Origin of the sequence: Flavobacterium sp., from assembly GCF_043780635.1 — a bacterium.
GTDB lineage: Bacteria > Bacteroidota > Bacteroidia > Flavobacteriales > Flavobacteriaceae > Flavobacterium.
Genome location: NZ_JAYWCK010000088.1, coordinates 1 through 7,771, shown reverse-complemented (window position 1 = coordinate 7,771; position 7,771 = coordinate 1). Strand labels below are relative to the sequence as shown.

Genomic DNA, 7,771 nt, shown 5'->3' with positions numbered 1-7,771 from the left:
TATGATGGTTCCCGTTTTACTGCTGATATGGCAATACAAAACGTGATAGGCGACAGTTTTCGAGGTGCCACTTGGGTGTCCATTCACAATGGCGGAGGCGTGGGTTGGGGCGAAGTAATAAATGGCGGATTTGGTATGGTTCTTGATGGATCAAAAGAAGCCTCAAAGCGCATAGAATCAATGCTTTTCTGGGATGTCAACAACGGGATTTCTAGAAGAAGTTGGGCACGGAGTGAAGGCGCTATTTTCGCCATAAAAAGGGCGATGGAAACACAACCATTGTTGAAAGTTACGCTTCCAAATATAGTAGATGAACATTTATTTTAAATAAAAATTCTAAATATTAAATTATGAAAACAATTAAAATACTTCCGCTATTACTCCTTTTTATATTGAGTTCTTGTAGTTCTGTAACTGTGTATTCTGATTTCGACAAAAAAGCAGATTTTAGCCCATACAAAACGTATGCTTTTCATAAAGCAGGAATTGACAAAGTTCAAATTTCACAACTTGATAAGAACAGAATTCTTAACGCAATTGATGCTGAACTTACTAAAAAAGGAATGACTAAAAGTGAAACCCCTGATTTACTAATTAATTTTTTCACTAAAGAAAGAGAACGTGTTGACGTAAATCAATATTCCTACGGTTGGGGTTATGGTTGGGGTTGGGGTTGGAATCCGTATTTATGGGGAGGGCAACCTTTTGTAAGCACTTCGACAGAGGGTACGCTCTTCATTGATTTAATCGATGCAAAGAAAAAAGAATTAATTTGGCAAGGAGAAGGCGTAGGCTATTTAACTCAAAATCGTTCTGAAAAAGAAGCTAGAATTAACGAATTTGTTGCAAAAATTTTGATGCAATATCCGCCAGTTAAGAAGTAATCAGGTTGCAGATTTTAGATTGCAGATGAAATTTATAAAAACGAACCGCGTCAGAAGTGATGCGGTTTTTTTATGGTTTTAATTTCCGTTGAAACTCATTCGGATTATTCACAACTTCTCCATCATATTTCAACTTCCAACCCATAGAATTAGTTACAATTAGGATTTTGGACAACTCACTTATTAATCTGTTTTTGGCATTGGATTTTAAAGAAGATTTTGCAATTTTCTTGGCTAAATTTGCTTTTGCAATTTTATTTATTTTGTTATAATCATCTCCCGTAAATTCGTTGAAAGTACTTTGGTCAACGTTATAATATTTAATATCAGGACTAATTTTAATTTCTTCTTCGGGAATATTTGTGATAGTTACCGTTTTGTTTGGCGCATCAATATCATATTTCACTTGACTCAAATCAAAACTAACCGTAACATCTGCGTTGATGACAACCAATGCTTTTTTCTCAAACGAAATCATATCGCCAAAATATTTATTCTGGTCCTTATAGGTCATAACCTGTGAAAAATGCCCTTCCGTGACAACCAATTTTCCAACATTTTTGATTTGTTCCTGAATCAGAGCTGTGTCGTATTCAACCGTTGATGTATCGTTTTTAGAAGCAAAATATTTATATCCAAAGAAAAGGACGAAGGCTACTAGGATTACCATTACCCATTTTCTGACTTCTGTTATTGTTCCAAAAAAGGTTGGTTTCACTGGTACTTGTTGTGTCATATTAAAATTTTATATGTGGAAATTTCAATGCTAAAGTATTAATTTTTTGTTTCAAATTATCAAGGAATTTTTTATGACTTTCTGAATTTGGATTAAAAGGTCTATGAGCCAATCCTTTTTGAATTGTTTCGACATCCTCCATAATCGAATGACTTTCTTCGGAAATAGTAGTTTGAGAAAATCGCTCCCAAATATAATCTATCGCTAATTTACTGGGATGCAACATATCATCGGCATAGAATCGGTAATCGCGAAGTTCATCCATCATTATTTCGTAGGAAGGAAAGTAATTTAGGATTTCAGATTTAGGATTTAGGATTTGGTGGATTGCGGTGATTAAATGCGCTTTACTTTGCTGATTTTCAACAAAACCATCTTTGAGATGACGCACTGGCGAAACCGTGAAAATAATATTGACTTCTGGATTTACTTTTTGGATTAAATCGATAGTATTCTTGATCGATTTTTCGATAATTTCAACTGATAAAATTCCTTTTGAAAATTCCTTTTGAGGCACTTTATGGCAATTAGCAACAATATTCTTGTTTCCTAAATTTCTATACACCCAAGATGTTCCATAAGTGATGATGATGTGCGTGGCTTCTTGCAGTTGTTGTTTTGTAGATTGAAGCAATTGATTTAAACCATTCAACAATTCAACTTTATTTGTATTGCTCAAATCCGAATGCACATCAAAACAATGCCAGCGTTCGTTATGAAAAAAGATGTCTTTTTCCGTGAATAATTCTTGGGTCACCGCTTTATGAATGATTTTTTCAATAGAGACTGAGTTAAATATGATTCCAAAAAGATTGCAAGTATTTTGGAACTTAAAATAATCCAGCTTCTCGGCTATATTTTCAGCAAAACAAGAACCCAATGACACAATTTTAGAATTGTAATCTATTAGATTTTGAGATTTAAAAATCGGAATCTGTGTCCTGAATTGCATTGATTATTTTTACCAAAAGTAGAAATTAATCGTAGAATAATACCGATTTTAAATGATTAGAATTTTTTCCTCCTAACAAAAGGCTTTCTGAAACAATAACAGTTGGATATCCATTCAAATTGTAAGTATATTTATTATTATACGTTTTGATTGATGAAGTAACCTGATCTTCAGCCAAATGTTTAACATAAGATGTTTCATTACCAGCAATGTCATTATTGGAGGAAATCGTTTTAGAATAATTCAACAATTTTTCGAAACCCAAAATATTGTTCAATGCATTGTTTTTATAATCATATTCTAAACTGATACTGTTTTTAGCCAAAATTCCTTGTCCTGCATCATTTAAAAATTTGTCGTCTTTAATAAGATTTCCACTTTGAAAATATAGTGTTCCGTGATTAATTCTAACGTCATTATTATTTGAATCTTTAGTTAACTTCTCATAAGAAACCGATCCATCACTATTATGAATATAATTAATTACATAATTATCTGATGAAGTAATTTTTGATAATTGTCCGTTTAAATATAAATATTGTAATGTATTTATGTGTTGATTTGTTTTGTCTGACTCTACAATTTTTGTAATCAAATCATCAGTATAATAAAATTCAGAATGTTTATCAACTTTATCAATATTCACAATTTTATTTCCATCATAACTAAGTAAAGTTGTGTTTGAAGAACCATCAACAGATATTTCAACAATTTTTTTCAACAACTGAACCTGAGTCTGGTCAACATTTTCATTTGAACAAGAACTAAGTATTATTAAAAATACCGATAGAAGTCCTATTATTATATTTGCTTTTTTCATAATAAATAAATTGTATTCAGCTTTGATTAAAGCTTTTATTACATTACAAATCAAATTTAAAAAATTAAAAACCACAATATTTATCGTTACAAACCCGATATTTCGGGTAAACTACTATTTAAAACTAGCTTTTAGACTATATTAAGTGCCTATAATAACTTATTCCAATTAAAACCAAAACCCTTTCCGTACGATTGCACTAAAAGGGTTTCTATTATAAAAACTAAATTTATTTTACTTCATAAAGTCAATCGATTTTACCAAAGCTTTTCGATATTTTTTAAATTATTAAGTTTATCCTATAAAAAAATTATTTAGTAATCTATAATATTTAATGCTGTTTTTACAATTGTTATAAAATTTAATTAAATTTACATCTCTTAAAATCAAATACTTATGAAAAAAATATTAGGTTATTTAGGAATTGGAATTGCATTAATTTTATTAATTGCCCTGGTAGCTTTTGCTTACATCAACTTCAGTGACATTCCTTATTATGAAATTAAAAAAGTAGATTACCAAGCAAAAAGCACTCCCGAAGCAATAGCTCGTGGACATAAATTGGCTTCAATGTTATGTGCTGGTTGTCATCTTAATTTTGAAAGCGGAAAGCTTATTGGTCGAAAGTTATCAGATGTGCCCAAAGAATTTGGTGATATCTATTCGCAAAACATCACCCAAGACAAAAATTATGGAATTGGGAATTGGACAGACGGAGAATTACTCACCCTGTTCAGAACTGGGATTAAAAAAAACGGACAATATGCTCCGCCCTATATGGTAAAACTACCTCTAATGTCCGATGAAGATATTAATGCCATCATTGCTTTTTTAAGATCCGACGACCCTATGATAACAGCAGACGCAACTCCTGACTTTCCTTCTAAACCTACCTTTTTAACAAAATTTCTTTGTAGAGTTGCCTTTAAACCTTTTCCAATGCCCACTGAAAAAATAGTGATTCCAGATTCTACCAATACAGTTGCATTAGGAAAATATCTGGCTCACAGCCTTGACTGTTTTTCGTGTCATTCAGCCGATTATAAAACTAATGATTTTTTAAAACCAGAACTCAGCGTTGGCTATTTTGGTGGAGGCAATAAACCATTGGATATGGAAGGTCGAGTAATGTTTACTCTTAATTTAACTCCTGACAAAGAAACAGGTATTGGGAAATGGTCAAAAGAAAAATTCATCAAAGCCTTAAAAAGCGGTATTGTTGATGGTGACCGTGCATTACAATTTCCTATGAAGCCCTATATAGAGTTAACAGATTCCGAGGCAGGGTCGATTTATGACTATCTAAGAACTATTTCTCCAATCAAGAATAAGGTGATACGGTCTGCTTATGAATAGTGATTCAAGTATAAATTTAAAAACCCTTTCAGAATTCTTAGTGAAAGGGTTTTAAATTATATTTCGGTTTCCATTACTTCAAAAACTCAATGGCTTTTGCCAAAGCTTCTTTAATTCCTGCTGCATTTTTCCCGCCGGCAGTGGCAAAAAATGGTTGTCCACCACCGCCACCTTGAATGTATTTCCCCAATTCACGAACCACATTTCCTGCGTTCAGGTTTTTATCCGCCACTAATTCTTTCGAAATATAACAGCTTAACATTGGTTTTTCGTCTTCGGCTGTGGCCAAAACTAAGAATATATTTTTTCCTAAAGTTCCCAGTTCATATGCCAAATCTTTTGCTCCTTCCGGACTCAAATCAACTTGCTTGGCAAGGAATTGAACTCCGTTAATCTCTTGAAGTTCTTGCGCCAATACCCCTTTCATATTTTTGGCTTTATCTTTCAATAAACCCTCCAACTGCTTTTTGAGTTTTGCATTTTCATCTTGCAGCGAATGAACCGCTTTCATTACATCTTGTGGGTTTTTCAAGGCAATCTTAACCTCGGTCAACGTGTCTTCCTGAGATTCAAAATACTCTTTTAAAGCATCGTTGGTAATCGCTTCAATTCGGCGAATTCCTGCCGCAACAGCTCCTTCAGACACAATTTTGAAATGCCAAATATCTGCGGTGTTGCTAACGTGAATTCCTCCACACAACTCCATACTTTCGCCAAACTTTATTGCTCTAACCGTATCTCCATATTTTTCCCCAAATAAAGCCATAGCACCTTCTTCAACCGCTTGTTGAAAAGGAATGTTTCTTCTTTCAAGCAAAGGTAATTGCTCCTGAATTCGAGCATTTACAAAATCTTCTACCTGTTGAATTTCACTGTCTGTTAATTTTGCAAAATGCGAAAAGTCGAATCGCAAATGACTGTGATTTACCAAAGACCCTTTTTGCTCCACGTGTGTTCCCAAAATACTTCGCAAAGCTTGATGCATCAAGTGAGTGGCAGAATGGTTTGCCGCAGTTTTGCGTCTTCGATCCGGACCAACAACCACTTTAAATATTTCTGTCAGATTCGTTGGTAACTCTTTTGTAAAATGGATGATGAGGTTATTTTCCTTTTTAGTATCAATAATATAAATAATATCCCCATTTGCGGTTTCAAGAACTCCCGCATCTCCTACCTGCCCTCCGCCTTCTGGATAAAAAGGTGTCATATTGAAAACCAATTGGTAAATCTCTCCGTCTTTAACACTTTCCACTTTTCTGTAACGCGTGATTTTGACCATTGCTTCGGTATAATCATACCCTAAAAACTCAACTACAGGGTCGTCTACCAAAATATGCCAATCTCCCGCTTTTACTTTTGAAGCCGCACGAGAACGCTCTTTTTGTATTTGCAATTCAGACTCAAATTCGGCTTCATTTAATTCTAAACCACGTTCGCGGAGAATTAAACTGGTTAAATCTATTGGAAATCCGTAAGTATCATAAAGTATAAAAGCTCTTTTGCCAGAAATTATTTTTTCGGATGAATTCGAAATTATATTTTCCAATAAAATCAAGCCTTGATCCAAAGTCCTTAAAAAGGAGTTTTCTTCTTCCCGAATCACGTTAGTACAAAGTGTTTTTTGAGATTTGATTTCCGGAAAAGAACCTCCCATTTGGTTGCTTAAGGTTTCGACCAATTTATATATAAAAGGTTCTTTTGTGCCTAAAAAGGTAAAGCCATATCGAATGGCACGACGCAAAATCCTGCGAATTACATAACCTGCTCCGGTATTTGAAGGTAATTGACCATCGGCAATGGAGAAAGCCACAGCACGAACGTGATCCGCAATGACACGAATAGCGATATTTACTTTATCTTCTTCTTCGTTTGAGGCTTTAATGGTGTACTTTGTTCCAGTGATTAACTCGATTTCTTTGATAAGCGGTGTAAAAACATCCGTATCATAATTCGACTGAACCCCTTGCAAAACCATACACAAACGTTCGAATCCCATTCCAGTATCGACGTGTTGCGCCGGTAATTTTTCGAGTGAACCATCGGCTTTACGGTTGAATTCCATAAATACATTGTTCCAAATTTCCACCACGTGAGGATGGTCATTATTTACCAATGATTTCCCTGAAACCAATACTTTTTCTTCGGCAGAACGAATGTCTACGTGAATTTCAGAACACGGGCCACAAGGTCCTTGGTCTCCCATTTCCCAGAAATTGTCTTTTTTGTTTCCAAGAATAATGCGGTCTTCGGAAATTAAAGTTTTCCAAATATCATACGCTTCCTGGTCGAAAGGCACGTTTTCTTCGGCATTTCCTTCAAATACGGAAACGTACAGAATATCTTTTGGGATTTTATAGACTTCTGTCAATAATTCCCAAGCCCAGTTGATGGCTTCTTTTTTGAAATAATCCCCAAAAGACCAGTTGCCCAACATTTCGAACATTGTGTGATGATAAGTGTCAATTCCCACTTCTTCTAAATCGTTGTGTTTCCCTGAAACCCGAAGGCATTTTTGAGTATCGGCGATTCTTTTGCTTTTTGGAGTTCCGTTGCCCAAGAAATATTCCTTGAACTGAGCCATACCCGAGTTGTTGAACATCAGGGTTGGATCATCTTTCAGCACTATTGGCGCTGATGGAACAATTAAATGTCCTTTGCTTTCGAAAAAATCCAGAAATTGTTTACGGACGTCTTGTGATTTCATTTTTATTGTTTTTTTTGCCACTAAGGCTCTAAGGCACAAAGTTTTTTAAATTATCTTGTTTTTTTGCCCCAGATAGAAATGGAAAGCTTCGTGGTTTTGAAATTTATTTTTTCTTGAGCTGGCAGAGCGACTGGAAGAAGCTCCTGCTAGCTCGTAGAAAAAAGGATTTCAAGACGAGAACTTGCAATGAATAGCTGGAAAAGGCACAATAAGTTATTATTTTAACCCGTTGGGTGCAATTAAATTATTTGTGTTTTAATATTGTTTATTGGTCTTTCAAAAATAAATTTATTGATGAATTGCACCAAAGTTAATGCTG

At 34.4% G+C, this 7,771-nt stretch carries 6 protein-coding genes and 1 pseudogene; 3 read left to right on the top strand and 4 right to left on the bottom strand.

Annotation, left to right across the window (positions count from 1 at the left end; genetic code table 11):
- Together ACH2BV_RS08450 and ACH2BV_RS08445 are read left to right on the top strand one after the other, a co-directional pair.
- Window positions 1–327: pseudogene (locus ACH2BV_RS08450) on the top strand (urocanate hydratase); the annotation flags it as partial.
- Window positions 328–350: 23 nt separating this feature from the next.
- Window positions 351–884, top strand: a complete 534-nt coding sequence (locus ACH2BV_RS08445; RefSeq protein WP_395050285.1) for a DUF4136 domain-containing protein — start codon at window positions 351–353, stop codon at window positions 882–884.
- A 70-nt stretch (window positions 885–954) separates the two neighbouring features.
- Here the strand turns inward: ACH2BV_RS08445 and ACH2BV_RS08440 are convergent, their stop codons facing one another.
- The 3 genes from ACH2BV_RS08440 to ACH2BV_RS08430 all read right to left on the bottom strand — a co-directional run bounded on the left by ACH2BV_RS08440 (window position 955) and on the right by ACH2BV_RS08430 (window position 3,392).
- Window positions 955–1,554 carry a DUF4230 domain-containing protein gene (locus ACH2BV_RS08440; RefSeq protein ID WP_395050286.1) on the bottom strand — a complete coding sequence of 200 codons (600 nt, stop codon included), beginning with the start codon at window positions 1,552–1,554 and terminating at the stop codon, window positions 955–957.
- Between the two features lie 67 nt (window positions 1,555–1,621).
- Entirely contained in the window at window positions 1,622–2,572 is a 951-nt protein-coding gene (locus tag ACH2BV_RS08435; protein WP_395050283.1) for a GSCFA domain-containing protein, read from the bottom strand.
- Between the two features lie 25 nt (window positions 2,573–2,597).
- The gene (locus tag ACH2BV_RS08430) at window positions 2,598–3,392 is read right to left on the bottom strand and encodes a hypothetical protein (RefSeq protein ID WP_395050282.1); all 795 of its coding nucleotides are present in this window, start codon (window positions 3,390–3,392) and stop codon (window positions 2,598–2,600) included.
- A gap of 396 nt (window positions 3,393–3,788) precedes the next feature.
- On the opposite strand from ACH2BV_RS08430, the gene ACH2BV_RS08425 reads away from it, so the two are divergent.
- Window positions 3,789–4,748 (top strand): c-type cytochrome, encoded by a 960-nt coding sequence (locus tag ACH2BV_RS08425; RefSeq protein ID WP_395050280.1) that lies wholly within the window; start codon window positions 3,789–3,791, stop codon window positions 4,746–4,748.
- A 73-nt stretch (window positions 4,749–4,821) separates the two neighbouring features.
- On the opposite strand, the gene alaS is transcribed toward ACH2BV_RS08425, so the two are convergent.
- Window positions 4,822–7,452, bottom strand: coding sequence for an alanine--tRNA ligase (alaS, locus tag ACH2BV_RS08420; RefSeq protein ID WP_395050279.1), 2,631 nt, complete (start codon window positions 7,450–7,452; stop codon window positions 4,822–4,824).
- Window positions 7,453–7,771: the final 319 nt, after the last annotated feature.